This window comes from Pseudomonas sp. B6(2017), from assembly GCF_002112765.1.
Classification (GTDB): Bacteria; Pseudomonadota; Gammaproteobacteria; order Pseudomonadales; family Pseudomonadaceae; genus Aquipseudomonas; species Aquipseudomonas piscis.
In genome coordinates, this window is record NZ_NEIQ01000029.1 from 24,224 (window position 1) to 47,108 (window position 22,885).

Consider the following 22,885-nt stretch of genomic DNA (forward strand, 5'->3'; position numbering starts at 1 on the left):
TTTGGCGAGATAATATGTGGGAAATCGTCGGCGTGCTGCCGGATGAGGCGGACGTTCTGCTTAATCGTAGGAAAACTGGTCAATTAACCCGAGACGTGGAACGTGTGTCTTTGGCCGCAATAGAGCACCGGGTGCGATGACTGCGTTCGCCCCAATTTTGCAGCCATCGCCGACCAAGGCACCGAATTTCTTAATTCCTGTTTCGATCACATTATCTGCATAGCGGATTTTGATATCCACACCATCTAGCTCGTTGCGGTAATTGGCTATAATTGCACCTGCTTCGACATTCACGTTCTCGCCAATCAATGAGTCGCCGACAAAATTGAAGTGCGCCAGCTTGCTTCCGGCAAGCATGAAGCTGCTTTTCACTTCGCAGCTTGGGCCAACAATGCATTCACTGTCGAGATAAACACCCCCACGTAGGTAGGCACCCGCCGCCACGAAGGATCCTGCGCCGATGATAATCGCGCCCTTTAACACAGCACCTTGCTCAACAACGGCAGTTTCATGGACTGCACAGTTTCCGTGGCGTCGATAACCTGCGCCAAGCCGTGCCAGCAAAGCCAGAACTTGATTTTCGCAGTCTTGAGAAACCATCCAAGCGGTAGGGGGAGCCAGGCCCAGCAAGGGCCATCGAGCAATAAATGTACTGATTTCTGGTAGTTTCATCGAAAATTTTCCAGGCAATAAGGTATGGAAATATCCGCGTTCCTAGCGCAGAAGACAATCGCGCTCTTGGGAAACTCAACTGCATACTCTGTCTTGGCTTGCAAAACTGGATAGATGACTTCGCTGGACGGATACCCATTTTCCACTGCAGATGCATGGAGCTGCAGCGCTTAAAGAGGCGCGCATGAGCAACATCGCATACACGATGCTTGGTCAGGTCACAGGCTCGTAGCTTGCTGTCGATTGCCAAATCGAAGAGGGCTAAATCACGAGTGTCTTGCGCGATTTGAAGCCTTACCCGAATGGCCCAGATATCTTTCAGTCGGAGCGGGGCTTTCTGCCCAACCAGTTTTCCTTTGTTCCAAGGCTGACGTCTGCTGGTTGTAATAGTGTTCATGTCTTGTCCTCCATGTGAGGGAGGGCAAGGATAATCAGCTCGGTCCAGTGGCGCTAACCGACCCATTGCAATCACTCATGGAGAACAGCGACAATCCCCATCGCCGGTTCGTTTGTAAGGAAGCAGATATCAATGAAAGCATTGATCGTGATTGATGTGCAGCACGGGCTATTTACACTATTGCCCAGGCCCTACTCATAATTAGAGGTCATGAAACGGATTAACGAATTGTCACGGCGCGCTAGATTGGGTAACGCGCCCGTTATTTTTGTTCAGCACGAAGCTATCAGCGGCGACTATTTCATGCATGGCAGCGAAGCATGGGCCCTGGATGCCAGCCTGACTATAGGCAGCACTGATCACTTTGTTCGCAAGACCACCCCTGATTCATTTTTGAGAACAAATCTCGAATCCGTACTGTTAGAAAACAGCATTTCTCATCTTGTTATATGTGGCTATGCCACGGAATTCTGCATCGACACTACGGTCCGTCGTGCAGCTTCACTGGGGTATGACGTGACCATTGTGAGTGATGCTCACACTACTCACGACAAAGCCCATGACGAGGCGGCGCACATCATCGCTCACCATAATGCCACTTTGCCCAATATCAAAAGCTTTGGGGTGCATATACTGGCCCAGAAAAGTAAAGCCGTTGAGTTCGCTCACGTTTAGGCGTCCAGCATTCTGCCAGATCAGTGACATGCCCACTCGAATGGCTGCATCGGTCCGGGTCCATCGTGGCCCTAAGCTGCTCTTGGCAGAGGGTAGCCAACCGCAAATAGTAGCGTTCAGTCTATTCCTGCTTTTTCGGTTCACAGTGGGCATTCAAGAGTGCTGGTAAATAGGTGCAAGTTCACTACCTTTGGTCTGTCCCGGGCTGAGTGGACACTGACTTAAGGTGGATAATGTCCACCGCAAGGAGTGTTCATGACCCAGACCAGACGACGTTTTCCCGAATCCTTCAAACGCGAGGCGGTAGACCAGGTACTTGCCGGCACGCCGCTTCGTCATGTAGCCGAGACGCTCGGCATCGCTGAAAGCCTGCTGGGCAAATGGAAGCGCCAGTACGAGCAGCAAGGTGACGATGCCTTTCCGGGCAACGGCAAGCAGCGTGGTGAGAGCGCGGAGCTGCGGCGTCTACGCCAGCAACTGGCTCAGGTCACCATGGAGCGCGATGTTTTAAAAAAGGCGCTCGCCATCTTCTCGCAGCCCACGAAGTGAAGTTCCGCGCCATCGAGGCGTTGGCTGGTCGCTATCCCGTAGCGGCTTATATGCCTGGCAGCAGCGGCCACCTTCGTCGAGAGAGATGGCGAATCGGCGTCTAAGCAAGGAGATCCGCACCATTCACCACGAGGTGAATGGGATCTATGGCCATCGCCGAATCAAGGCCGAGTTAGCGGCCATGGGGCATGCGTGTGGTCGACACCGGGTTGCTCGACTGATGCGCGAAGCCGGTCTGCGCGTTCCCTCGCGCAAGCGCTGGCGGCTGCTTTCCAGCAGTCGTCATGCTCTACCGATTGCCCCGAACCACCTGGATCGCCAGTTCGCCTCGGATCGCGTCAATCGGCACTGGGTCTAGGACATGACCTACGCGCGGACGGCCCAAGGTTGGCTGTATCTGGCAGTCGTGCTCGATCTCTATTCACGAGCCGTCGTCGGTTGGGCGATACACCACCGCATGCAGCAGGCCTTGGTACACGCCACGCTGGAGATGGCCATTGAACGCCAGCAGCCGAAAGAAGAAGTGCTGCTGCACTCGGATCGAGGCAGCCCAATACTGCGCGTACGACTACCAGGCCTTACTTCGGCGACATCGAATCGTGCCCAGCCATTCACGTCCCGGGAACTGCTGGGACAACGCCGCGATGGAGAGCTTCTTCCGTCCGCTGAAGGCTGAGCGAGTGTATCTGACGCGCTATGCCAGCTACCACGAGGCGAAAACCGACCTGTTCGACTACACCCGCTTTTACAATCACCGCCGCCGCTACTCGACGTTGGGCTATCTCAGCCCGATGGAGTTTGAGCGGCGCTATGCGAGCAGTAACTCTTAACTACCTGTCCACCAGCTCCGGAACAGACCAAAGTTCCTATCGAAGGAAAAATAATAGTTAGGGGTGACGCTCAAAAAATAAGAAAAGCCACCAGCTTTAGGTTTCCTTAACAATCAATCTAAGCATATAAAAAAATCATCTAACTGAGCCCTATATTTTCCTTCGAGTATTTTCACAGGGTGTTGTGGATCACAGAATTCAATGACTGCTTTGTATCCACACTCATGTCAATCAAATAGAAGGAACTGTCCTATGCAACTCGTTCAGAGACTCTCCCTGCTGCTGCTTCTCACCTTGGGAGCAGGCCACTTCTCGCTCGCCAATGCCGAACCCGTCAGGGCCGCAGGATGTCCGCTTCCCAATAGCCAGGGCCTTTGATAGGCCACCTGCTGGATACATCCAAATTGCTACTACCCATTATGCAACCAACCTTCAATAGTACGTATGCCATTACATGGAGTTCCGTCATGCCTTTTGAGATGAATGCCTTTATAGAAGCTAAACAGGACGCCGAGGATAACCTGATATCCACCATCCTTGACGAAGCGGCCGCACGTTGGGAAGAAGATCCCGAGCGGGCAGTCGTCTGTTGCACGGAAGAAAGATAGAACAGCGATAACCTGGGGGAGCGGCCTAAGGGCCGTTCCTCATCGTGGAGTACATCCAGCATGGAAGACAAACATGAGAAGAACACCGGCATTACAAGATGTATTGGCCTATCGCAATGATGCCCTGGTTAAGACCATGTCGAAAAAACATGGACTGCCCATCCACGAATGCCAAGAACTGTTTATTGATTTGAAGAAATGGATATGGCTCATCGGTACTAGGGACGAAAGACCTTTCGCTTTCCCCTGCTTTCAGGAGCAATGGGTACTAGATGGTTTCTGGCACGAATTCATTCTCAGTACTCGAGAATACACCGACTTCTGCACTTATTACTTTGGTCACTACATACACCACAAACCTGCCCCTGATGATGTGCAAGGTGCAGGCGCCACACTGATCAGACAAGACCTAGAGCATTTTATCGACATCAATAAAGGCTTGCTGGAAGAAGCAATGTTGGAAGTCCAGCAGAAACTGGGACGGGAAGTTGTCATCCGTTGGTACAGGGATATTCCGAGGCAGTACCCGCTACTGACCTGAAAGTCTACGCCGCAAACTAAGCCTCACAAGGATGTAAGACATGCCAACCATGAGAAACGTAATACTGGATGACTTGACGAGTGATGAATGCATACTTGAAGTCATACCGTCATGGACAGTGGAAAACGCCGACCAACATCTCTGGCTACATAGTGAGAAAGGCGACTCCATCGTCTTCTCCAATACTCAGGACGAGTACCACATCCTGGCGGATGCCTCATCTGATGGACTCATAGGTCGTCGAGTGTCAGCCTCCACCGGCAAACGATATCGCACCTCCGCGCTGGCCAACCTCTGGGAGTTGGGACTCATTCGGGTTCATGACGGGAGCCCACGCGAAGCTGCCGATACTGAAACTCGCTTCGTCTGGCAGGACGAATATTTCAAGGCATTCGCCAGCAGTACGAACTCAGTCCAGCGGATGAACACTCGCTTGCAGAACTCAACGGTATGCATCGTCGGCGCTGGTGCCGCAGGCTCTCTGGCGGCACTCATGCTGGCCGCCGCCGGAGTCGGCGGTATACGCCTGGTGGACGGCGACCGCGTGGCGCGGAGCAACCTCCCCCGACAATTTCTCTACCCAGAAAGCAGTATTGGCCAGCACAAGGCCGAAGTGCTGCGCGACATTCTTTTGGCTCAGCACTCACCGGTGCGGGTTGAGGCACTGACCAGCTATGTCGATAGCCAGGAACAGGCATTGAGCGCGGCTAGCGGCACCGAATTCATATTGCTGACCGCCGATCAACCAAGACTGAAAATTCGCGAATGGATCGGCAAGGCTTCGCTGGCGCTGCGCACACCCTATCTGGCCATGGCCAGCAACTGGATTGGACCGATCAGCGTTCCCTTCCAGTCGCCCTGCTATCTCTGTCAGGCACGTACATACCGATCGCGCTATGCAGACCCGGCCAGCTTCCTGCAAAAGCTCACCGCGCACCCGCTACCTGCACGCGCCGCTTTTGGTCCGAGGCCCGCCTTGGTAGCGAGCTTCATGACTTCGACGATCCTGCATTTTCTAACCGGCAATAGCAGCCAGGAAGCGCTCTTCGAAAGCTTCAAGGTGTCCCTGGATGGATACACGGAACGCCAGGCCTACATCCGCTACCGAAACTGTCCAGCCTGCTCTGAGTCCACCACTGTCTGACGCTGCCTCCCTGAAAAACCACCCTCCAGAGGTCACGCCTTAATGCTTCGTATATCTCTATCTCCCGTTCTGTTTGTCTGCATACTTGGCATGAACAGTATGGGGTCGAGCCTGACTACCTTCGGGATTGCTGCATGGATATTCCATGTAACAGGTTCCTACAGCGCAATGACCTTACTGGGAATCATCACTCCACTCACAGTCCTTCTGTTTGCTCCCATCGCGGGACTGGCCAGTGATCGCTACGAAAAGAAAAAAATTCTGATCGCCGCCGACAGCCTTTCTTGTGTCAGCCTGCTGTTATCCCTCACTCTGTATCGATACGGTCTGTTCGGAACTCTTCAGGCCATTACCCTGGCATTGTGCCTTGCTTGCGCGAACGAATTTCGCTATACCGCCTCGGCCTCTCTGATCCCAGAGATCACGCCCAAGGACGCGTTGCTGAAGGTCAACTCGGTCCAGCAAGTCTTCCGTGGCGGCTCACTCATATTAGGACCAATACTGGGGGCAGTCGGCTTCGACTACCTCGGCCTCCCTCTGCTGCTCGGTAGCGACGCACTGACCTTTGTCACCAGCGCAACTCTGCTGCTTTGCTGCACGTTCAGCGTTACTTTCAGCTCCCCGCTTCGCCTCCCGAAAAGTCCCCCAGTGATCGCTGAGATTCGACAGAGCCTGCTTTGGCTCTTGAGCAAGCGCCCCCTGGTGACCCTGCTACTCGTCTTCATGCTGATCAACGCTCTGCTTTCGATCTTCATGGTCGCCCTGACGCCTTATGTACTGAATTCGCGATCCAATCTTGAGTTAGGGTTGGTATCAGCAGCGATCGGAGCTGGAATGCTGCTCTCGGGGCTCTCCATGGCCCGGCTCAAGAAACGTATTCACCCCGTGTATTTGCTGATCGCCAGTACCTTCATTCTCGGCTTCAGCTTCATTGCCATTGGGCTGGCGGCCTTCAGGGAGAGTCTTTGGTTACTGACACCCTTGGTCGGGGCCTCAGTAGCACTCCTGGCCAGCTCCAACCAGACTATCTGGCATACCCATACGCCACAGGACATACAAGGCAAGATCATCGCGTTACGCTCAATCACTCAGTACCTAATGACCCCGACGTCCCTTTTACTGTCGGCCCCTGCGGTTTCCTCTTTGATCACCCCTATCGTCAACAGACACACCAGTGCAGCGCTCCTTTGGGGCAACGACCTGACAGGCTCGCTAGGATTAATGATCTCCGTCATAGGAACCCTCTTGCTAGGAGTTGGGAGCGTCACCCTGTTTAGCCGGCACATTCGTAAGCTCATTCCTGCACCAAGAGAAACACGTGCCTCTGGCAATCAAGGAACTCACGCTACCATGCAAGAAGGTATAACGGATGTGTAGGAATCCCCGGACGACCACGTCATCCATGAGTCTATGGGGCGTACCTGATAAAATATTAACTATATAATAATCAGAGGGTTATGAATGAGTGCAAGTTTCTCGGGCATTAGCTGGGGCTTTCTTACTATCGATCGACGTTTACTGAAAGTACAACTCAGCTTTTTACTGATGGTGCTTGGGGGCAGGTGTAATCAGCTGGCGGTAGCCTGGTGGGCTCTACAAGAAACTGGCTCTGCACTTTATTTTGCTAATATGATTGCCTGTGCTATCACGGTAGAGGTATTGGCCAAACCACTCCTCGGTTGGCTAGGGGACAAGTACAACAAAATTACAATCATAAAAACCGCTTCATGGATCAGCTTACTGACTACTCTATTGATGGTACTGTTGTCGCTCATAGGGGAGTTCAATCCTTGGATGGTTGGTGTGCTGATGCTGATCAGCAGCGCGATTGTTGGAATACGCGACCCTCTTCAATCGTCGATTATTCCTTTGTTTGCAAATGATGACCAGGTATCTCTAGCTTTTCGTAGCAAAAGTGTGATGTCGTCATTTTCTATTTTGTTAGGACCCGTGCTCGCCAGTGGGCTGATCTATGGAGTCGGCATAACGTTTGCTTTTGTCGCAGATTTTTTTGCAGTTCTTATTGCGGGAATATTGATTGCAACTATCCCGAGCCACATAGGCGCCTCTGTTCAGGACGAAAGAAGTCAAGGCAGAGGAGGTTTCAGTATGATCTATGAAGGATTCAAAGTAGTTTACGATGTAAAGGTTGAGTTTTATCTTGCCGTTATTGCAATGATGATAAACTTCGCCCTTTTCCCGTTCTTCACTATTCTTATTCCGCTATACGTTAAGAATGTCATGCATTACCCGGTGACTTACATTGGCCTCTTGGATTCTTGCTTCGGACTAGGTATCTTGGCGGGAAGTTACAAAATAATAAGCTGGATGTCTGACAAAATTCCACGTGATTTATGTGTATCTTCTGGCTTTGCTTTCCTAGGGTGTAATCTATTGGTAGCCGGCAGTATTTCATCTCCACTAATTGTATCTATTGCATTTTTCTGGGGGGGTGTGGGGCTAATGCTAATAAATATCCCAACGTCTGCTGTTAGGCTGCTTGCAACTCCCAAAAACTATCGTAATCGTATATTTGCTACAGTCTCATTTTTATCTGCGGCAGCTAGCCCAGTGGGAAGTTTCGCCATGAACACTCTAATCGAAAACTTCGGAATAGAACTAACCATTACATTACTAGGCGGAATGGTTTTATTATTGTCTCTATTGGTTTTCTTGATACCCGACTTCAGAGCGTTCATGCGCTCCCAAGACACACAGCTTTGTGACGCCTACTTAGAAAAGTACCCCAAAGCTTTTTCGAAATATTGATCCTATACGAGACCCGATTCTCGGGTCATGACTCAGTTGACAAATACGCTTATAGCCTCGGTCACGTATGTTTCCCCTGCCAAACTTAAGCAGCTTATACTTTCGGTTTTGTCTTGAGGAGGCCCCTAATCACCTATGCGCTCATCAACAAAGTGGCTATTTTCTTCATACAGAACGTAATGGCCTGATAGCACTATTGGAAGAGTGGCAAGCTACAGCAGTGAACCATGCGGCGCTCGGCATTCAATTTTCACAGCGACCTGCCGCCGAAGTGATTCAGGAAATAGCCGAAGATACCCTACCGCCCTTTTCATCACTTCAGGGCCCGCCGCCTATTGCGCTAGATTGGTAGAGTTCAAGGCTAAAAGGTGTAATACGTCAGTATGACTTGATGGCCGTAATCGACACCAGAAAATCCCAACGTCTTGGTTATCCATTTTCTACTGCACTCAGTTTTGAGTCGACCCAGGCTGTACCTATCTACTAATGACTAGGTATAGCCCGTATGTTAAAAGCCATCCTCCTTATCATCTTCGGCTCACTTGCACTTGGGGACGCTCACGCTGAAGCCTGGGCAGTCACCGACTCCGCTCATCCACTGGTAGTGCCTGCAGGCGTTCAGGTTCGCGTCATTTTGCTGGATGACCAGGAGCACCTGGAAAACCAGCTATCACGTAACCTTCCCCCCAATCCCCAGCAGGCCAAAATCGCTGCTCAACGAATGATGAAGAGCGCAGAGGGCATCCGCCTAATCGGGGAGTTGGCCAAGGCACAGCAGGGGCTGACTGATGCCTGGAGTGCCGGCATTGAGAAGATCCCGGCTGTAGTAGTCGACCGAAAGTACGTTGTCTACGGCCAACCTGACGTTGCAGCTGCCTTGAAAGCTATCGAGCGCTCGAGGAGGCAGCAATGAGATCTCGCACGTTGGCATTTGCGCTGACTGCGCTCACTTCATTTTCAGCATCAGCCGTGATCAACACGGCGGCAATCGTGGCGTCTACAGCCTCCCCGACCTGCCTGGATTATCGGATTGTAGGGATCTGCTACTGGCTGCTGTGTACGCCCTTCGGTTGCAAGGTCAAGACCTCGGTCAAGGTCCGTCACTACGTGCCCGACGCCGTTGTCTCGGCCTACGCCAATACCGGCGAAAACCCATGGGTGGAAGTCAGCCCGATGGGTATGCCGAATCCCACAGCGCAAGCCGGGAACAACGGAACAACGAACCACGGCGCCGAAAACAACATCTCGAAGTTCAAAAACGCTGACGTAATCGGGCACCCAGGTGGGGCTGTTTTCAGTAAGTTTGCAGCCGCTTCGGGCTACGCATGCCCAGGGGCCACCCTCCCCTTCGTTCCGTACATGCTCAGTACCCTCGACACCCTTGCATGGCGCCACGGGCTCCCCGAGGTCGTATATCCAGAGGCCCTGATACCTGGTCTGAGGGAGGTTGGCGGCCTCCTGTCCGCGAACATGTGGGGAAGCATCTACCCGCGCAGCGGATTCATTCACCAGAGCGACGACTTCAAAGCAGCAGCGGTGATCGCTCAACGTGCCGGCGATATCACAACACGTGTGGGCCAACCGCACGTCTACGTGCCAATGCGGACCTTCCCAATGCCTGGCTACTGGCCTGCCGGCGAACTCCTCGAGGACGACTACTCGACCGGGAAGTGGCAGCAACTCACGCCTTCCCTGAGCCTTACCTGCGCAACATTTCCTACAAGCGGATGGGGAATAGGCACAGATATGGAAGCGGCCAACGGCGCTTATGCCTGGGCTCTCTGGCGCCCCTACTCGTGCTGCCAACGGCGCGGGCAGATTTTCCTCGGCAGCACCGACTTTCAATAACTCAGCGACGGACGTGAAGAATGAAGAAGATGACCCAGGCTATCGGATTAGCCATGAGCTTGAGCGGTACCGTGGCTTTTGCGGCTGACCCAATCAAGGTTGAATCTCAGGGCAGCGTGATTGGCGACGACGTGCTTTACAGCATCGGCGGGGGCAGTGCTGTGAGCATGGGTAGCGCCGGCCAGATGGAAAGCATCACCGTCGGAGCCGGATGGCAGAACAACCTGATCTGCGGAAACATGGACTTGAGCCATACCCTGGAGAACCAACTAAACGGCGCCACGCAGGGCTTTCAAAACATCATGAGCAACGTCATCCAGAGCGCTACAGGCGCGGTGATGTCGCTCCCGGCATTAATTCTGCAAAGAGCAAACCCCGCACTGTACAACCTGCTGACTAACGGCATCCTGCAGGCGCGCCTCGATTACGATCGATCGAAGGGTACCTGCAGGGCAATGGCCGAGCGCATGGCCGACATCGCCGGTGGCCAGGCCGGCTGGGGGAAGGTCGCAGAAGGACAAAAAATGGGACAGGCCTTGTCCTCGGGGAATGACGCTGTTGCCGTCGTGGACAAAGTTGAAAACGGCCCAGGTAACTCCGGGGTTACATGGGTAGGAGGTGAACAAGCAGGCGGCTCAGGACAAAAACCCATCAAGGTTGTAAGCGACGTCATCAAAGCCGGCTACAACCTACTCAACGGCCGCTCAGCTACTGAGACCTCCCGCGTTCAACAATCGAACTGCTCAAACGGCCTGGTGTGCGGTTACTGGGAGTCTCCTACCGAAGCCGCGCAGTTTGCGAACCGGGTCCTGGGTGAGCAAGAAATCAAAACCTGCGAAGGCTGCTCCAGTGCCTCGACGCCTGGTGTGGGGCTCACTCCACTGATCCAGGAAACCTACGATAAAAAACTGACAGCCATCCAGGATCTGCTGAAACCTGGTACGCACATCACTTCAGAAAAACTGAGAGAAGCCAGTAGCGACTCTCTGCCAATTACCCGCGGTGTGATCAACGCACTGAGGGATGAGCGCGATCAAGCAGTGCTCGCACAGCGTTTGGCATCCGAAGTGGCGCTCTCGGACATTCTCGGCAAAGCGCTGATGTTGAATCGCATGCTGATCACTGGATCTCGAGAATCGAACGTCTCCGCGAACAATCTGGCAGTGGAACAGACAACAACCCAATCCGAGGTTCTGCAGAAAGAAATCGAAAACCTCAAGTTTGAGCTGGATCTTCGGCGCGACCTGGCGAACAACTCACCGATGGCGATCATTGAGCGCGGTAAGACTCGCGCTGAGAACTCTCGTACGATCTACCAAGCCGCTCCCGAAAGCGATCGCCTGCGACAACTGCAGAAACCTGCAGGCAGGGAGTAACTCATGAGCCTGCCAGAGGACCTCGAGAAGAAACCCACGGTACTCAGGCGCCTGGCGGGTGGCCTGACCCTATGTGTGTTTTTTATGATTGTGTGCGTTGTGATCAGCCTGATTGCACTCAACAATCTAGGAGCCATGGAGACCTGGTCGACATGGCGAAGCAATAACTTCCTCACAATGGCGCTGTGGAGGCTGTTCCTCTACAGCCTCATCGTCTTCGTCTGGCTGCGTTTGAAGAGACAGCTACCCCAACCCTCTGCTCAAGCCCAAAAGCGCCTCATACGTGTCGAAGGGCTCGTTCTGATGTTGTTCCTGGTGCTTGAGATCAGTAAGGCGCCGATCCCCTGGGAGGAGGTTCTATGACCCTCTACGCGAACGACTACCTGGAGTTTTACCTGACACTGGTCGGCTGGCTGATCAACAACGGCATCTGGGACATGATCTCTGACACCGGCCTGTTCGCTCTCCCCTTCTTGATCATCGTCGTGAGGGAATGGATCAAGGTCCGCCAGGAAGGGGCAGATGAAGGCAACAAGGGCGTCTTGTCGCTGGCTAGGATTGAGACCCAGCTGTACATCGGTTACGTGGTTGTTTCTTTGTGCGCCATCCCCGTGATGAGTGTGGGCTTCGATACCCTCCAGTTCGACCAGACCAGGGCTAAGCAATGTCAGGTCCTGCTGCCGGCCCCAAGCGATACCGGATGGAATACCACCTTCAGTTCGCTGACCGGCAAGAGCGCAAGAATCCCGATCTGGTGGGCTGTAATGCACTCGCTGAGCAAGGGCCTGAATAGCGGAGCGGTAGCGGCGATCCCCTGCGGTACCGATCTTAGGCAGATGCGGATGGACGTCGACGCAATCCGGATTGATAACCCTTTGCTTGCTCAGGAGGTAGCTGACTTTACACACGACTGCTTCGGCCCTTCCCGGGCGCGCCTCTTCATGCGTCAGCCGGATCTCGGGTCAATCACGAAAGACCCCAAAACCCTGCAGGACCTCAACTGGATCGGCTCACGCTTCCTGCTGAACACATCTGGCTATTACGACACGGACTACTCCAAGACTCCTCGAACAGCATGGCCATACGACGCGAAACGAGACGACGGACTGCCCCAGGTGACCGGGGGTGGAGGATATCCGACATGCAAGCAATGGTGGTCGGACGGCAACATTGGTCTACGAGATCGCCTACAGGCGCAGGTCGATCCCACCCTGATGAACAAGTTTCTTGGCTGGGCGAAATGGCTGTCTAAGGACGAAGTCACGGACTCGATGATTCGACAGGTCGTCTCACCGTCCAGCCAGGTCAATGGAGACGTGTACTCCGACTATGGTGGCCAAATCGGCGGGACAATGTGGAACGGGCTAGCTCGCGCAGGCGGAACACTCGGAGTTGGGGTGGGCTCACTGGCGTACTTTCCGGGGATGGATATCGTTCGTCAGGCGCTGCCCATGGTGATGGCCTACCTCAAGATGGCAATGGTGATCTGCCTGCCCCTGGTACTGATCATTGGTGCCTACCAACTGAAAGTTGCGATGACCATGTCAGTGGTGTTCTTCGCACTGATTTTTGTCGACTTTTGGTTCCAGCTGGCACGTTGGGTAGACAGCACCATCATCGACGTACTTTACGGCTCAGGCTCACCGCATCTTTCGTTTGACCCGGTGATGGGGCTTAACACAACCACTCAAGATGCAATCCTTAACTTCGTCATGGGGGCCATGTTCATCATCTTGCCAATGTTCTGGATAGGCGCACTTGGTTGGGCTGGAGTGAGCGCGGGTAAAGTTCTTGAGGGAATATCTAGCGGTACGAAAGATCTTCAATCTTCAGGGGAAAAAGCTGGCGGCATGGCTCAACAGGCTGTGGGGTCAATTTCATCGAAATAAAAATGGGGGCTATTTGGCCCCCAACACGATGAACAAAACATACTCACTTATCTGGGTTTGACATTCCTTTGAAGTTCCCATAATTATCGTAATAACCATATCCCCACTGGCCATTTCGAGGAATCTTCGGATTATGAGCCAACTCAGAACAATTACTCTCCGCGAAGCCAGCTCCACCAACTTTAGTCAAAGCCAATAAAACCAGCCCTATACTTCCCAAGCTCAAGAGACCGGTTGCAATCAAACTGAATGAGTTCACGAGGACAGCGCCCAAGACGACAAGAACGATTGCGCGCTTGATCCAGCGGACCATTGGGTTGCGATCATGCAGACAGAATCGTGCCGCAGTCCCCAGTGCGCTACCGAGGCGATGAGCAAAGGTTGTAGTGGCTGCAGCTGTCATGATTTATGTCTCGAGTCCGTAAGAACACCATATTTTCAGATATACGACACCTTTGGTGTTTTAGCAAGGGATATGGCGTAAAATGCCATGACCACCCATCACGTAGGACACCCTCATGGCAACACACAACGTCATAGTCCCCAACCCCATGGAACAGTCAATCGACCAGTTGGTAAGGGATGGCCGCTACCAGAACTTCAGCGAGGTCGTGCGCGCCGGCCTCCGAATGCTGCTCGAGCATGAGGCATCGGAGTCCGCCAGGCTCGAAGCCCTACGCAACGCGACATCGATCGGCATCATGGAGCTTGAGTCTGAGCAGTTTGATTCTGTAGCTATTGAGGATCTGGAGGCTTACTTCGAAAACCTGGGCCAACTGGCAAGCGAGAAAGAATGAGCCAGCTCCAGGTACACATTTCAAAGCAAGCTCGGACGGACGTCATTGACATCCTACGGTACACAGAAATGAGGTTTGGCGAAGGTGCCCGGCGTCGGTACCAGAGCATCCTGCAGCACACCTTTCGATCCATAGGTGAGGCGCCCGATAGATTGGGCAGCGTCACTCGTGAGGAGATCTCGCCAAGCCTGCGAAGCCTGCACCTGTTTTTCTGCAGATCGGAGAATACCGAAGGCCGACTAGTAAGGCCCAAGCACATCATGTTCTACCGCTCCACTGAGGATCAGATCGTGGAGGTCGTGCGAGTCCTGCATAACGCAATGGAGCTCACACGACATCTGAAATAAACAAACAAGTTCGGAAGAATTGAGCCTGATTGGGCGCTAGTGCTGTGCATGATCTGTTATTGATATAATAGCAGCCCACCCAACCATTGCTAAGCGAGAATCAATGCGCATGAGTATCTGCCTGAAACTCAGCATCGAAATCAAAATTTTTCAGCCGTTCCAGCAAATCCTGAAATGCCTCTTCGCCAGCTATTATACGGGCAAACACAGCGCATTGGCACAGTAGTGAGTCCAGCAATAACCGCCTATCTGCTTCAGACTGAAATCGGTTAACGCCCCTGAGAATCAACTCATAAGCCGTTTCAGCGTAGATACTTGGCTTGATCTGACTATCGAAATGCTCCATACCGCTTCCTCCTCCCTGAGTGGCTCTGCTGTGCCGTCATCAGAGATTGGATGGCGGCGACCCGTAGGGGTGAGAAACCGGCTGATACCAGACCGGCCAGACGCGAACGCCTGCCCTACGGATCGCCATAACGCGACCCGCTGGTATCAATTCAGGTTCTCACACCCGGCGCCGATATGCGGCGCCGGGCAAGGATTACACATGACCGTTCTTCGCCGCAACTAGAATTGCGTTAATCGAACTAGACAACGTCTATTCTATTAGGCCAATGGGTGAAAACATTACGGCTGCTTTCTACATATATATGATAGAGATGCTGCTGAGCATTAGATTTAAGTGAAAGGCTGATCCACCACATCAGCTTGAAAAACTCAGTTATTCTATAATTAACAGCAACACCTGCCTCTTATTGCCTTCATTAATACTTCTCCGAATAAACCTAAAGGGAAATGTCGCAAAGGCAAATGAGGTTGAACGGCTAATGGAATGGATCAGAATGGTAAAAGCTTTACCCTAAAGGGCCGCTGACAGAGGGAAAATGGAGAAGCAAAACTTCACAAGACGACCCTATTCCACGGCAATTTATTCAGTTTGACAGCCCGCATCTTCATCCCTACCTGCCGAAGGATTATCTCAACTCCATCTGCGAAGCCTCAACAGGGCAGTAAAGGAGCTGGGTGTTTCTTCTGATAGGCGGGCCGCCTTCATAAATAAAGATCAAATTAGTTATCGCGACTTTTATTAGACTGACAAAGCTAATGAAAGATTTCGAGCCGACGCGGGACTTTTACCAGCGCCGCGAGGCAGTCATCTTCAATCGACTGGTCCAGGGCCTGCGGATCCAGACCGAGGACAGCCTTCGGGAGAAGATCTTGCCAGACCTACGAGGCCTGCATCTGTTCTTCTACAGATCGGAGAATACCGAGGGCCGAGTAGTAAGGCCCAGGCACATCGTGTTCTACCGCTTCGCTGAGGATCAGATCGTGGAGGTCGCGCGAGTCCTGCATGAAGCAATGGAGCTCACACGACACCTGGTCTACCGCCTCGCGTTTGAAGGATTCAGGAAAACGCCGTCTGGTCTGGGTCATGAACACTCCTAGCGGTGGACATTATCCACCTTAAGCCAGTGTCCACTCAGCGCGGGACAGACCAGTGGCGATGGGTTCTCCATAGTTGTGCACTTCAAAGCAGATCTGGGTCGGATCACGCACCAGGCGCACCTCGATAGGCTGCCGAACATCGCCGTGTTGCACGGCATTGCCCAGCAGGTTGGCGAAGACCCGGCCCATGCGCCCGGGATCGAACAGACCATTGAGCGCCTCCCCCTCCGCGAACAAGACCCGCACCCCGGGGTAGCTGGCACGCACCTCCTCGACTATCTGGGTGCAGAGTGCAGTCAATTCGACAGGTTCCTTGCGGATCTCGATTTGTAGCCGCTGAGATCGTCGCAGGTGCCGAAGCTCAGCTCTATTCGGGCGGTAATGGTAGGTCGAGATAGCCGAAGTTGGTTAGGCTGATATCGTAAAGAAATTTCAGTTTGAATTGACTAAGAAACAAAGATTATTTTTTTATTGCTATGAGCCAAAAAGCTCCTCCAGCGATAAATCCACAAGCCGCCCCCATGATTGGCAAACCACTTTTGATTAAATAAACAGATTGATTATGTTTTGAATGCCAATTCGAAACAATGTCTGGGACAAAGATAGCCGCTCCCAATAGCGCCCCAATAATAGCTCCGCCAGCCATATACGCCGCAGGATTTTCCACACGCCACTTTCTGTTTACCAAAGCGAAGATAGGGACGCCAAAGATAATCATGGCCAGGTAGCCGAACACTAAAAAAACACGCCCCCCCCACTCTGCATCAGCATCACTCGATACTAATAACGACCAGAGATAAATAAGTAACGCAGGAACCACAGGCGCAACTAGAAAACCAAGAAGCAATCTGAATTTTTCGACGTTCATACTTCCTCCTACCGACCGCCACAAGAGCAAGAATTTACAGCATCAGCTGACAGCTTGTACCAGATATTATTTATGAGGAAATCCGCTAACGGGTTACTTGAGCTTTGTAGCCATCCAAGTCCTTCACCAAAGTTATTCATCATTCCACCAGCACTTTCAAAATCCACTGTACGGGCCACATAACCAGGAAATAGTGGATGACCAGGCAAGGTAACATTGACAATTACTGGAGACCCATTATAGCTCATTTCATAACTCATAACCGGACTTGCGATCATCCACTTAGCCCATAGTGGGGACGCATCATTAAGTGTTCCCGATACCGTAGCAGGCATAGGACGACCTGGCGTTGGATTATTACGCACAAAGCTCTCCAGACATGCACGCCCAGCTCCTTCCGCACTAACAGCCTTATTATAAAAATGATAACCAGAAGATGTCGCCCCAATATATTCCGGCCAATTGTTAGGAGCAGGAAACCTTATCTTTGGCCCACCCGGAACCTCGCAACTAACTACGCCGCTAGAACTGATGCAAACAAGCCCATCAGGATCAATATTGTTTATAGGGTTACCACCACCATAGTTATATGTGTTCAAGCCACCACTCAACCCGGTAGGATCGCTTTGTACGTATCTACCTAAATTTTGATCGTAATCACGATGATAATTGTATGCTAAACGAGTTTCTTCATCGTAAATCTGCCCTGGAAATCGTAAAGGAATATGAGTCAACTTACCTGACCCAGAAACATCTTCATTAGGGACTGACGCGCCATAAGCATCGCTACTCCAACTCCAAACAATACCTTGATGAGTACTGGCTAAACGAGGTGTATTCATATAGTCAGAGTGCAAAAACACTATATTAAATCCACTGGGAGCACCACTTTCATAGTTTATTTCTAGCTGCGCCAATGGTAGGCTTTCCAGCCAGAACCAATAACGTGTAACAAGATGGCGCCCTGCAGACGAATATTCAGCCTCACCTAGAAGCTCTCCACTCGCGCCGTATAAATAAGTAGTTCCACCAATTAAAGAGCTATTTTCAGGATTGAACTTTGTCTTCAGAAGCCTTTGACCCTGGTTATTATAGGAAAAAGAAACAATACGCTGACCACCTGCTTGATAGACAGCATTCATTCTCCCGCTTGCATCATAGGCATAACGTAAACCTGTAGAATGTTGGAGCAAATTACCAGCAGCATCGTAGGGAAGATTTACTCCTTCCAGCGCAACTACACGATTACTATCTTTGGCAATATTAGAAATTTGCGCTTCAGAGACAGTTCCGGATGAAAGTTCAGTTGTCCTACGCTCTGCTCGATTACCTGCAGCATCTAGCACATAGTCCTTCTTTTCCACGAGGTTCTGTTCTTGAGTTAAACGACCCAAAGCATCGTACTGATATTGAACTGCACCCCATAAATTACTTCTGTGATTGGATAAATTTCCCACTAGGTCATATTCATATTGATTCTGCCACCCACCCACAGTCTGAGATATTATTTTATAGTCTCTGTCATAAGAACGATTCAAAGATAGACCATTCCCCCAAGTCAATTCTTTGAGTGGACCTAAAGGCATATAAGAAATATTTTTAGCTATAGAAAACCCTTGACCATTTACACTTAGAGTAACATCAGTAGTCCGCCCTAACTTATTACGCTGATATGCAACTGAAATATTATCTGGATACACCTGCTTAATGACCCGACCGGCCTTATCATAGGTGTAATGCAAGGATGAGCCGACATTGAGTCCTGCTAAATTTGCGGTCCAATCTTGAGTAATGCGCTGCCCTTTCTCATCATAAGCATATGAAACAACCCCGCTTGCATCTTTAATAGATGTGAGCCTACCGACGCCCTTATTGCTATTACTTGTCTGATCATATCCATATACAACGTCCAACATAGGCGCTTCTGGATAACTTATACTAGCCAAGCGGTTAAGCGCATCATACTTGTAATTAGTAATCTGCCCAAGCGCATCTACCTTCTGCTTGAGGTTCCCTGCCTCATCGTAACTAAAGTTTGAAGTACCAGCATCCGGGCTCTTGATTTGCAATACTCTATCCTGTTCATCATAGCTGTACTGGGTAGTTACACCTCGAGCATCTATAACTTTTGATACATTGTCTCCAGCATCATACTTTAGCTCTGTAACTCCACCATTCGCATCGGTAATACGATAGATGCGTCCTAATGCATCAAAAGCACTACTACTTGAATTATTAAGCGCATTAATTTTCTGATTCTGCTGACCATTCAGGTCGTATGAAAATCTTGTAATTTGTCCTGCAGCACCAACCAGGGTTAGAATTCGACCTAACTCATCGTATGTTCGTTGTTGCTGTCGAAGAATAGTCCCATTAGAGTCTTTAACTTGTACAAGTATACGATTACCCATAGCATCTAAAACATAAGTCTGTGACTCCCCCATGGCATTCGAAACGCCAATTACTCGTCTTGATTCATCATATGTATATTGAAGAAATCCACCATTCGGATCTGTTATTCGTGTAACATCTCCCACGGAGTTATAGGCGAATAATGTTTCCCCACCATCGACTACAACGGACTCAAGCAAACCTTTCACAGTAAACTTAAAACTCGTTGCAACTCCATTTGAATCTGTTATTTCCTGAGCGCGCCCTTGACTATCAAAATCAGAAAATTTTACTGATTGCCCAAGAGCATTGTTAACCCCAACTAGATTATCATCCTGATCATACTTATAAGTGAGTATGTCGGACAAATCCAATCTAGGACCATCGACGGTTAAAATTTTCCCTGTAGATGTATAGGTATATTTAATAACCCCATCAGCAAAAGACCAAAAACTTGCGCACATACAAACCACGAACACCAATACTTCCCTAAAGCCAACAAGAGAACCCATAAAAACCTCTCGGAAATGAGGAATTATTTTTTAATTACCTGCTGACTTACAATCCTTCCTACTTCGTCATAGGTGAACAGTGTGATTCTAGTCGGCTCAGTAATTTTAGTTTTCAAATAATGCTGGGGATCCCATTCCGTACTTATTGTTCTGGCCATGAGAGATCCGCTAGCTTCAATGCGGGAGACTTCTAATCCACGTTCATTGTAAGAATATTTAGTAACATTGCCTTCTGCATCGGTTTTACTAAGCATCTGACCGGCAGCATTGTACGTATAACTAGAGTCACTGTACGGGCAATTATTTGTTGGCCCAGCACCAATGTAAGTAACTAGGCCTCGACCTCCAAAATCTTCCACAATATATGAGGTACGAATACCCAGTTCATTTGTAGTGGTACGCATACTATTAAGATATTCAACCAACATACGTCCACCACCAGAACGTTGGTTTTCTATAGCGCGCCCCTTAGCATCGTATTTCCACGCCACATATTTAACCCCACGTTCATCGATGATACTCGTTAGCAGGTACGAGTTGACTGGATCTTCATACGCGTACTCCCTACTATTTAAAACACCATCATAACTTGAGTTAACCTTAATAAGACGCGAAGGACTATTCACATCTTGACTATACGCATAATTTACGATTACACCTTGCGCACTTAAGCTTATAGGCTGAAATCTGTCATCCTGTGTAAATACGATATTTTTTCCACTAGAGCTAATAACAGATACTTTTCCTTCTACGTAATCTAACGACAACAATTCGCCACTATTGGTCCGCCATGAAGTAAGGCGACCAAACTTATCAAAAGAGTACTTTTGATTATCAATATCTATATAGACCCAAGACCCCGAAAGTTTAGTCAACCCTCCACTACCCAGCCCACCGCCGCTGACAACTCCACCCACAACATTATAGAAATATGTTTTTCCTGTCATTTTAACAAGAGCAATTTTGTCCTGCGAGAAAGAAAGATGAGTAGAAAAATTGTGACGCCAGACGCCATCCGCACTATTATAGTGCCTGGAAAATTTTAAATCCGATCCGAGGATTGAGTAATCTTGCTCTTCCTCATAAACATTTCCTGTAACTAGATCTATAGGATCACCGACACAACTTAATGAAGGTGGAGGGCCGTTCTGTTCATCAGTACCACACTCCCCTGTTATTTTATTAAACTTATATGGCGAGTCGCACGAACCAACAATATATCGAACATAGAAATTCGGGCAGTTCATATCCGACGATGGAAAAAAAAAGCACCCTATTACCTCAACACCTTCCATATGTGTGCCAGTGAAGTCTGTAAACCACTTATGGCAACTAGGTCGAGGCCTACTCCAATTGACACCAATCATCGCCTTTTCACACTCCGAAAAAGCCTGATCAAAAGTTTCATATAACCCAAAGTGAAATACCCCGACTACCTCTCCATTTAAAATATCAACACGCACCTTATCTGCACTTGCTGACTGCAGGAGGAACAACCCACAAAGAAAAACAAGTATTTTTGAAATAATCGCCCCCCTAAATCTATCGTTTAGCTCGAAAAAGACATTTTGAAACTTATGATTACCCCAAAATCTCATTCTTCACCTCAAATCCTTAAGAGGAATAATTTATAAACAAAATAACCTTCTCACTTGCAGAGCAAATAACTCAAAAACCATAAATATATAATTAAACTCTTCAGTTCAAGCCTAAAACTTATCGAACAAATTAACAAAACAGTTAACATCCTTAATGTTCAATTCTGCATTTTGGGTATAGCTGTCATTTCAAAAAAGTAAAGAAAACATGCACACTTGGCGGTTTCTCGGAGCGTTCAAAAAGTGAGCAGAAAAGGGGGGAACGGCTAATGGAATGGGTCGGAATGGTAAAAGCCTTACCCGAAAGGGCCGCTGATCGCGGAAAAAAATGGAGTAAGCGTCTAGCTAACACACCTTCAATGCTGTTGCGAAAGACTTAGATTTTCGCGGCTCAGGGCTGACCTTCCTAATTCCTGCCAAAAACAGTCTCCGGCCCACGCTGCTTTCAAATGCTACATTCAAGCTTTTACTGGCAGGCCGCCTTCATGCACCTCAACCCTGATCATTTCCTACAAACGAAGAATGGACGCCTTATCAACGCTGAGCTAAATAGGTTGGCTTGGCAGAGGGCTCACCGCGCCCTATCAAAGGCTCTGCTAGCGATTCCCAAGCCTTCTCGTCTGTATCTATTGATAGGCCCTCAGGGTGCAGGAAAAAGCACCTGGGCCAAATCGATGCTCGTAGTTGAGCCTAGCGCTGTAATCTTTGATACCATCCTGGTTCAACGCTGCGAGCGTGAACCGCTCATACAGGTTGCCAAGGAGTATGAGGTAGATGTAATTGCAACTTGGTTCACTACTTCGCTGGAAGACTGTTTGGCACGCAATCAATTGCGCCCTGATGATGAGATTGTTCCTGAAAATGCCATCAGGAACGTCTTTAAAGCACTTCAGCCTCCATGCTTGAGCGAGGGTTTCACCGAGATTTTAGTCATTGATGCACAGGCTAGCGCGAACGCTTATGTTCCTAAAGGCTGAGTCGTCTTCCAATTATGCGCCAACATCTCGGTGCGTCGGCAGCCTCGCCAGTACGCCCTTCAAATACTCATACGGATCATGCCCGTTCATGCGTGCCTACTGGATCAGATTCATGATCGCCGCCGCTCTTCAGCCAGGAATGCTTGATCCCCACCGTCGCTGGTCGCCTTGAGCACGTACAGATTTCGGCTAAGACAGCCTAGCGTAATAATTGCTAGCTAGTATGGGCTTTCAGCGTATGACACAGCCGTCGAATCGAGCAGTGGTCGTTTTTACCTACCGCGACTAGCTACCACGAAAACCGAACCACCAGTCCTTTACCACCGGACATTTGCTATTTGTTAAACGTGAACAGCCAAACGGCATATGAATAGATCCCGCCTAAAGACGACAACTCGCCGGCGCCTATACCCGCGCGATCATTAGTTGTTCGAAGAACGGTGCCCGCAGGCCGTCCGTGCGCCCGGCGAAGTAGCGCTGCTCCAACTCGGCCGGAGCGACCAGTAGCGCCTCGGTAAACCCCAGCTCCAACAGCCAGTGCTGCAACTGCCCGGGGTCGAAGCGGCTGATCCAGGGTTCGCCGCGAGCGGCCGCCAGGCTGGAAAACACCTGCACCGCCTCCTGGTCCAGGCCATCGAGCCCCGGATCCTT

The 22,885-nt window shown here is 50.4% G+C and carries 27 protein-coding genes and 3 pseudogenes; 19 read left to right on the top strand and 11 right to left on the bottom strand.

From position 1 onward, the window contains the following. Positions 1–60 precede the first annotated feature (60 nt). Together CAG11_RS31785 and CAG11_RS31790 are read right to left on the bottom strand one after the other, a co-directional pair. Positions 61–672, bottom strand: coding sequence for a transferase (locus CAG11_RS31785; protein ID WP_085600508.1), 612 nt, complete (start codon positions 670–672; stop codon positions 61–63). A 184-nt stretch (positions 673–856) separates the two neighbouring features. Further along, positions 857–1,069, bottom strand: a pseudogene (locus CAG11_RS31790) (integrase); the annotation flags it as partial. A gap of 210 nt (positions 1,070–1,279) precedes the next feature. Here CAG11_RS31790 and CAG11_RS31795 point away from each other — a divergent pair. The 16 genes and pseudogenes from CAG11_RS31795 (at position 1,280) to CAG11_RS31855 (ending at position 13,298) form a co-directional block, all read left to right on the top strand. Further along, positions 1,280–1,744 carry an isochorismatase family protein gene (locus CAG11_RS31795; RefSeq protein WP_256578816.1) on the top strand — a complete coding sequence of 155 codons (465 nt, stop codon included), beginning with the start codon at positions 1,280–1,282 and terminating at the stop codon, positions 1,742–1,744. 255 nt (positions 1,745–1,999) lie between these two features. Further along, positions 2,000–2,293 (top strand): IS3 family transposase, encoded by a 294-nt coding sequence (locus tag CAG11_RS31800; RefSeq protein WP_033974343.1) that lies wholly within the window; start codon positions 2,000–2,002, stop codon positions 2,291–2,293. A gap of 85 nt (positions 2,294–2,378) precedes the next feature. Beyond that, positions 2,379–2,651 carry an IS3 family transposase gene (locus CAG11_RS34610; RefSeq protein ID WP_085600510.1) on the top strand — a complete coding sequence of 91 codons (273 nt, stop codon included), beginning with the start codon at positions 2,379–2,381 and terminating at the stop codon, positions 2,649–2,651. Between the two features lie 3 nt (positions 2,652–2,654). Continuing rightward, positions 2,655–2,969 (top strand): DDE-type integrase/transposase/recombinase, encoded by a 315-nt coding sequence (locus CAG11_RS34615; protein WP_219738278.1) that lies wholly within the window; start codon positions 2,655–2,657, stop codon positions 2,967–2,969. Next, a complete protein-coding gene (locus CAG11_RS31810) occupies positions 2,893–3,123 on the top strand; it encodes an integrase core domain-containing protein (RefSeq protein ID WP_219738279.1) in 231 nt (76 codons plus the stop codon). Before CAG11_RS34615 ends, CAG11_RS31810 begins: the two co-directional genes overlap by 77 nt. Positions 3,124–3,590: 467 nt before the next feature. Continuing rightward, positions 3,591–3,731, top strand: coding sequence for a hypothetical protein (locus tag CAG11_RS33720; RefSeq protein ID WP_158091456.1), 141 nt, complete (start codon positions 3,591–3,593; stop codon positions 3,729–3,731). A gap of 73 nt (positions 3,732–3,804) precedes the next feature. Beyond that, the gene (locus CAG11_RS31815) at positions 3,805–4,272 is read left to right on the top strand and encodes a hypothetical protein (RefSeq protein ID WP_085600514.1); all 468 of its coding nucleotides are present in this window, start codon (positions 3,805–3,807) and stop codon (positions 4,270–4,272) included. 40 nt (positions 4,273–4,312) lie between these two features. Further along, the gene (locus CAG11_RS31820; RefSeq protein WP_085600516.1) at positions 4,313–5,416 is read left to right on the top strand and encodes a ThiF family adenylyltransferase; all 1,104 of its coding nucleotides are present in this window, start codon (positions 4,313–4,315) and stop codon (positions 5,414–5,416) included. Positions 5,417–5,458: 42 nt separating this feature from the next. Next, positions 5,459–6,793, top strand: a complete 1,335-nt coding sequence (locus tag CAG11_RS31825; protein ID WP_085600518.1) for an MFS transporter — start codon at positions 5,459–5,461, stop codon at positions 6,791–6,793. Between the two features lie 84 nt (positions 6,794–6,877). Beyond that, positions 6,878–8,185, top strand: a complete 1,308-nt coding sequence (locus CAG11_RS31830; RefSeq protein ID WP_085600520.1) for an MFS transporter — start codon at positions 6,878–6,880, stop codon at positions 8,183–8,185. A 154-nt stretch (positions 8,186–8,339) separates the two neighbouring features. Continuing rightward, positions 8,340–8,537 (top strand): annotated as a pseudogene (locus CAG11_RS34620) (LLM class flavin-dependent oxidoreductase); the annotation flags it as partial. Between the two features lie 153 nt (positions 8,538–8,690). Further along, positions 8,691–9,098, top strand: coding sequence for a TIGR03757 family integrating conjugative element protein (locus CAG11_RS31835; RefSeq protein ID WP_085600522.1), 408 nt, complete (start codon positions 8,691–8,693; stop codon positions 9,096–9,098). Beyond that, positions 9,095–10,033: a TIGR03756 family integrating conjugative element protein gene (locus tag CAG11_RS31840; RefSeq protein WP_143494859.1), complete on the top strand. Its 939-nt coding sequence runs from the start codon at positions 9,095–9,097 to the stop codon at positions 10,031–10,033. The genes CAG11_RS31835 and CAG11_RS31840 overlap by 4 nt, the downstream gene beginning before the upstream one ends. Positions 10,034–10,053: 20 nt before the next feature. Further along, the gene (locus CAG11_RS31845) at positions 10,054–11,409 is read left to right on the top strand and encodes an integrating conjugative element protein (protein WP_085600524.1); all 1,356 of its coding nucleotides are present in this window, start codon (positions 10,054–10,056) and stop codon (positions 11,407–11,409) included. A 3-nt stretch (positions 11,410–11,412) separates the two neighbouring features. Beyond that, positions 11,413–11,772 (top strand): hypothetical protein, encoded by a 360-nt coding sequence (locus CAG11_RS31850; protein ID WP_085600526.1) that lies wholly within the window; start codon positions 11,413–11,415, stop codon positions 11,770–11,772. Then, positions 11,769–13,298, top strand: coding sequence for a conjugal transfer protein TraG N-terminal domain-containing protein (locus tag CAG11_RS31855; protein WP_085600527.1), 1,530 nt, complete (start codon positions 11,769–11,771; stop codon positions 13,296–13,298). The genes CAG11_RS31850 and CAG11_RS31855 overlap by 4 nt, the downstream gene beginning before the upstream one ends. Positions 13,299–13,341: 43 nt before the next feature. On the opposite strand, the gene CAG11_RS33535 is transcribed toward CAG11_RS31855, so the two are convergent. Next, positions 13,342–13,701: a DUF3742 family protein gene (locus CAG11_RS33535; RefSeq protein ID WP_143494861.1), complete on the bottom strand. Its 360-nt coding sequence runs from the start codon at positions 13,699–13,701 to the stop codon at positions 13,342–13,344. A gap of 115 nt (positions 13,702–13,816) precedes the next feature. Between CAG11_RS33535 and CAG11_RS31860 the strand changes: the two genes are divergently transcribed. Beyond that, complete coding sequence (locus CAG11_RS31860; RefSeq protein WP_085600529.1) at positions 13,817–14,095, top strand: type II toxin-antitoxin system ParD family antitoxin; 279 nt, start codon at positions 13,817–13,819, stop codon at positions 14,093–14,095. Further along, a complete protein-coding gene (locus CAG11_RS31865) occupies positions 14,092–14,442 on the top strand; it encodes a type II toxin-antitoxin system RelE/ParE family toxin (RefSeq protein ID WP_085600531.1) in 351 nt (116 codons plus the stop codon). The genes CAG11_RS31860 and CAG11_RS31865 overlap by 4 nt, the downstream gene beginning before the upstream one ends. Before the next feature lie 100 nt (positions 14,443–14,542). Here CAG11_RS31865 and CAG11_RS31870 read toward each other — a convergent pair whose 3' ends face one another. From CAG11_RS31870 to CAG11_RS31905, 6 genes are all read right to left on the bottom strand, one after another. Continuing rightward, positions 14,543–14,788, bottom strand: a complete 246-nt coding sequence (locus CAG11_RS31870) for a hypothetical protein (RefSeq protein WP_085600533.1) — start codon at positions 14,786–14,788, stop codon at positions 14,543–14,545. A gap of 881 nt (positions 14,789–15,669) precedes the next feature. Further along, complete coding sequence (locus CAG11_RS33725; protein ID WP_158091458.1) at positions 15,670–15,876, bottom strand: hypothetical protein; 207 nt, start codon at positions 15,874–15,876, stop codon at positions 15,670–15,672. 30 nt (positions 15,877–15,906) lie between these two features. Beyond that, positions 15,907–16,188 carry a hypothetical protein gene (locus CAG11_RS31880; protein WP_177409204.1) on the bottom strand — a complete coding sequence of 94 codons (282 nt, stop codon included), beginning with the start codon at positions 16,186–16,188 and terminating at the stop codon, positions 15,907–15,909. Between the two features lie 160 nt (positions 16,189–16,348). Next, the gene (locus tag CAG11_RS33540; RefSeq protein ID WP_143494863.1) at positions 16,349–16,756 is read right to left on the bottom strand and encodes a hypothetical protein; all 408 of its coding nucleotides are present in this window, start codon (positions 16,754–16,756) and stop codon (positions 16,349–16,351) included. Positions 16,757–16,764: 8 nt separating this feature from the next. Then, on the bottom strand, positions 16,765–19,659 hold the full coding sequence (locus CAG11_RS33545) for an RHS repeat-associated core domain-containing protein (RefSeq protein WP_143494865.1): 2,895 nt from the start codon (positions 19,657–19,659) through the stop codon (positions 16,765–16,767). Positions 19,660–19,682: 23 nt separating this feature from the next. Continuing rightward, positions 19,683–21,257, bottom strand: a complete 1,575-nt coding sequence (locus CAG11_RS31905; RefSeq protein ID WP_085600537.1) for a DUF6531 domain-containing protein — start codon at positions 21,255–21,257, stop codon at positions 19,683–19,685. A 485-nt stretch (positions 21,258–21,742) separates the two neighbouring features. Here CAG11_RS31905 and CAG11_RS31910 point away from each other — a divergent pair, with 485 nt between their 5' ends. Next, positions 21,743–22,234 (top strand): AAA family ATPase, encoded by a 492-nt coding sequence (locus CAG11_RS31910; protein ID WP_085600545.1) that lies wholly within the window; start codon positions 21,743–21,745, stop codon positions 22,232–22,234. Positions 22,235–22,246: 12 nt separating this feature from the next. Here the strand turns inward: CAG11_RS31910 and CAG11_RS33550 are convergent. Continuing rightward, a pseudogene (locus tag CAG11_RS33550) lies at positions 22,247–22,363 on the bottom strand (transposase domain-containing protein); the annotation flags it as partial. 276 nt (positions 22,364–22,639) lie between these two features. Then, on the bottom strand, positions 22,640–22,885 hold a 246-nt coding region (locus CAG11_RS33730; protein ID WP_218191795.1), incomplete at its 5' end, for a hypothetical protein.

What these genes read in the sequence shown, in the direction of transcription:
- CAG11_RS31785 (WP_085600508.1), bottom strand. Translation starts at nt 672, where the DNA reads ATGAAACTACCAGAAATCAGTACATTTATTGCTCGATGGCCCTTGCTG.
- CAG11_RS31795 (WP_256578816.1), top strand. Translation starts at nt 1,280, where the DNA reads ATGAAACGGATTAACGAATTGTCACGGCGCGCTAGATTGGGTAACGCG.
- CAG11_RS31800 (WP_033974343.1), top strand. Translation starts at nt 2,000, where the DNA reads ATGACCCAGACCAGACGACGTTTTCCCGAATCCTTCAAACGCGAGGCG.
- CAG11_RS34610 (WP_085600510.1), top strand. Translation starts at nt 2,379, where the DNA reads ATGGCGAATCGGCGTCTAAGCAAGGAGATCCGCACCATTCACCACGAG.
- CAG11_RS34615 (WP_219738278.1), top strand. Translation starts at nt 2,655, where the DNA reads ATGACCTACGCGCGGACGGCCCAAGGTTGGCTGTATCTGGCAGTCGTG.
- CAG11_RS33720 (WP_158091456.1), top strand. Translation starts at nt 3,591, where the DNA reads ATGCCTTTTGAGATGAATGCCTTTATAGAAGCTAAACAGGACGCCGAG.
- CAG11_RS31815 (WP_085600514.1), top strand. Translation starts at nt 3,805, where the DNA reads ATGAGAAGAACACCGGCATTACAAGATGTATTGGCCTATCGCAATGAT.
- CAG11_RS31820 (WP_085600516.1), top strand. Translation starts at nt 4,313, where the DNA reads ATGCCAACCATGAGAAACGTAATACTGGATGACTTGACGAGTGATGAA.
- CAG11_RS31825 (WP_085600518.1), top strand. Translation starts at nt 5,459, where the DNA reads ATGCTTCGTATATCTCTATCTCCCGTTCTGTTTGTCTGCATACTTGGC.
- CAG11_RS31830 (WP_085600520.1), top strand. Translation starts at nt 6,878, where the DNA reads ATGAGTGCAAGTTTCTCGGGCATTAGCTGGGGCTTTCTTACTATCGAT.
- CAG11_RS31835 (WP_085600522.1), top strand. Translation starts at nt 8,691, where the DNA reads ATGTTAAAAGCCATCCTCCTTATCATCTTCGGCTCACTTGCACTTGGG.
- CAG11_RS31840 (WP_143494859.1), top strand. Translation starts at nt 9,095, where the DNA reads ATGAGATCTCGCACGTTGGCATTTGCGCTGACTGCGCTCACTTCATTT.
- CAG11_RS31845 (WP_085600524.1), top strand. Translation starts at nt 10,054, where the DNA reads ATGAAGAAGATGACCCAGGCTATCGGATTAGCCATGAGCTTGAGCGGT.
- CAG11_RS31850 (WP_085600526.1), top strand. Translation starts at nt 11,413, where the DNA reads ATGAGCCTGCCAGAGGACCTCGAGAAGAAACCCACGGTACTCAGGCGC.
- CAG11_RS31855 (WP_085600527.1), top strand. Translation starts at nt 11,769, where the DNA reads ATGACCCTCTACGCGAACGACTACCTGGAGTTTTACCTGACACTGGTC.
- CAG11_RS33535 (WP_143494861.1), bottom strand. Translation starts at nt 13,701, where the DNA reads ATGACAGCTGCAGCCACTACAACCTTTGCTCATCGCCTCGGTAGCGCA.
- CAG11_RS31860 (WP_085600529.1), top strand. Translation starts at nt 13,817, where the DNA reads ATGGCAACACACAACGTCATAGTCCCCAACCCCATGGAACAGTCAATC.
- CAG11_RS31865 (WP_085600531.1), top strand. Translation starts at nt 14,092, where the DNA reads ATGAGCCAGCTCCAGGTACACATTTCAAAGCAAGCTCGGACGGACGTC.
- CAG11_RS31870 (WP_085600533.1), bottom strand. Translation starts at nt 14,788, where the DNA reads ATGGAGCATTTCGATAGTCAGATCAAGCCAAGTATCTACGCTGAAACG.
- CAG11_RS33725 (WP_158091458.1), bottom strand. Translation starts at nt 15,876, where the DNA reads ATGACCCAGACCAGACGGCGTTTTCCTGAATCCTTCAAACGCGAGGCG.
- CAG11_RS33540 (WP_143494863.1), bottom strand. Translation starts at nt 16,756, where the DNA reads ATGAACGTCGAAAAATTCAGATTGCTTCTTGGTTTTCTAGTTGCGCCT.
- CAG11_RS33545 (WP_143494865.1), bottom strand. Translation starts at nt 19,659, where the DNA reads ATGGGTTCTCTTGTTGGCTTTAGGGAAGTATTGGTGTTCGTGGTTTGT.
- CAG11_RS31905 (WP_085600537.1), bottom strand. Translation starts at nt 21,257, where the DNA reads ATGAGATTTTGGGGTAATCATAAGTTTCAAAATGTCTTTTTCGAGCTA.
- CAG11_RS31910 (WP_085600545.1), top strand. Translation starts at nt 21,743, where the DNA reads ATGCACCTCAACCCTGATCATTTCCTACAAACGAAGAATGGACGCCTT.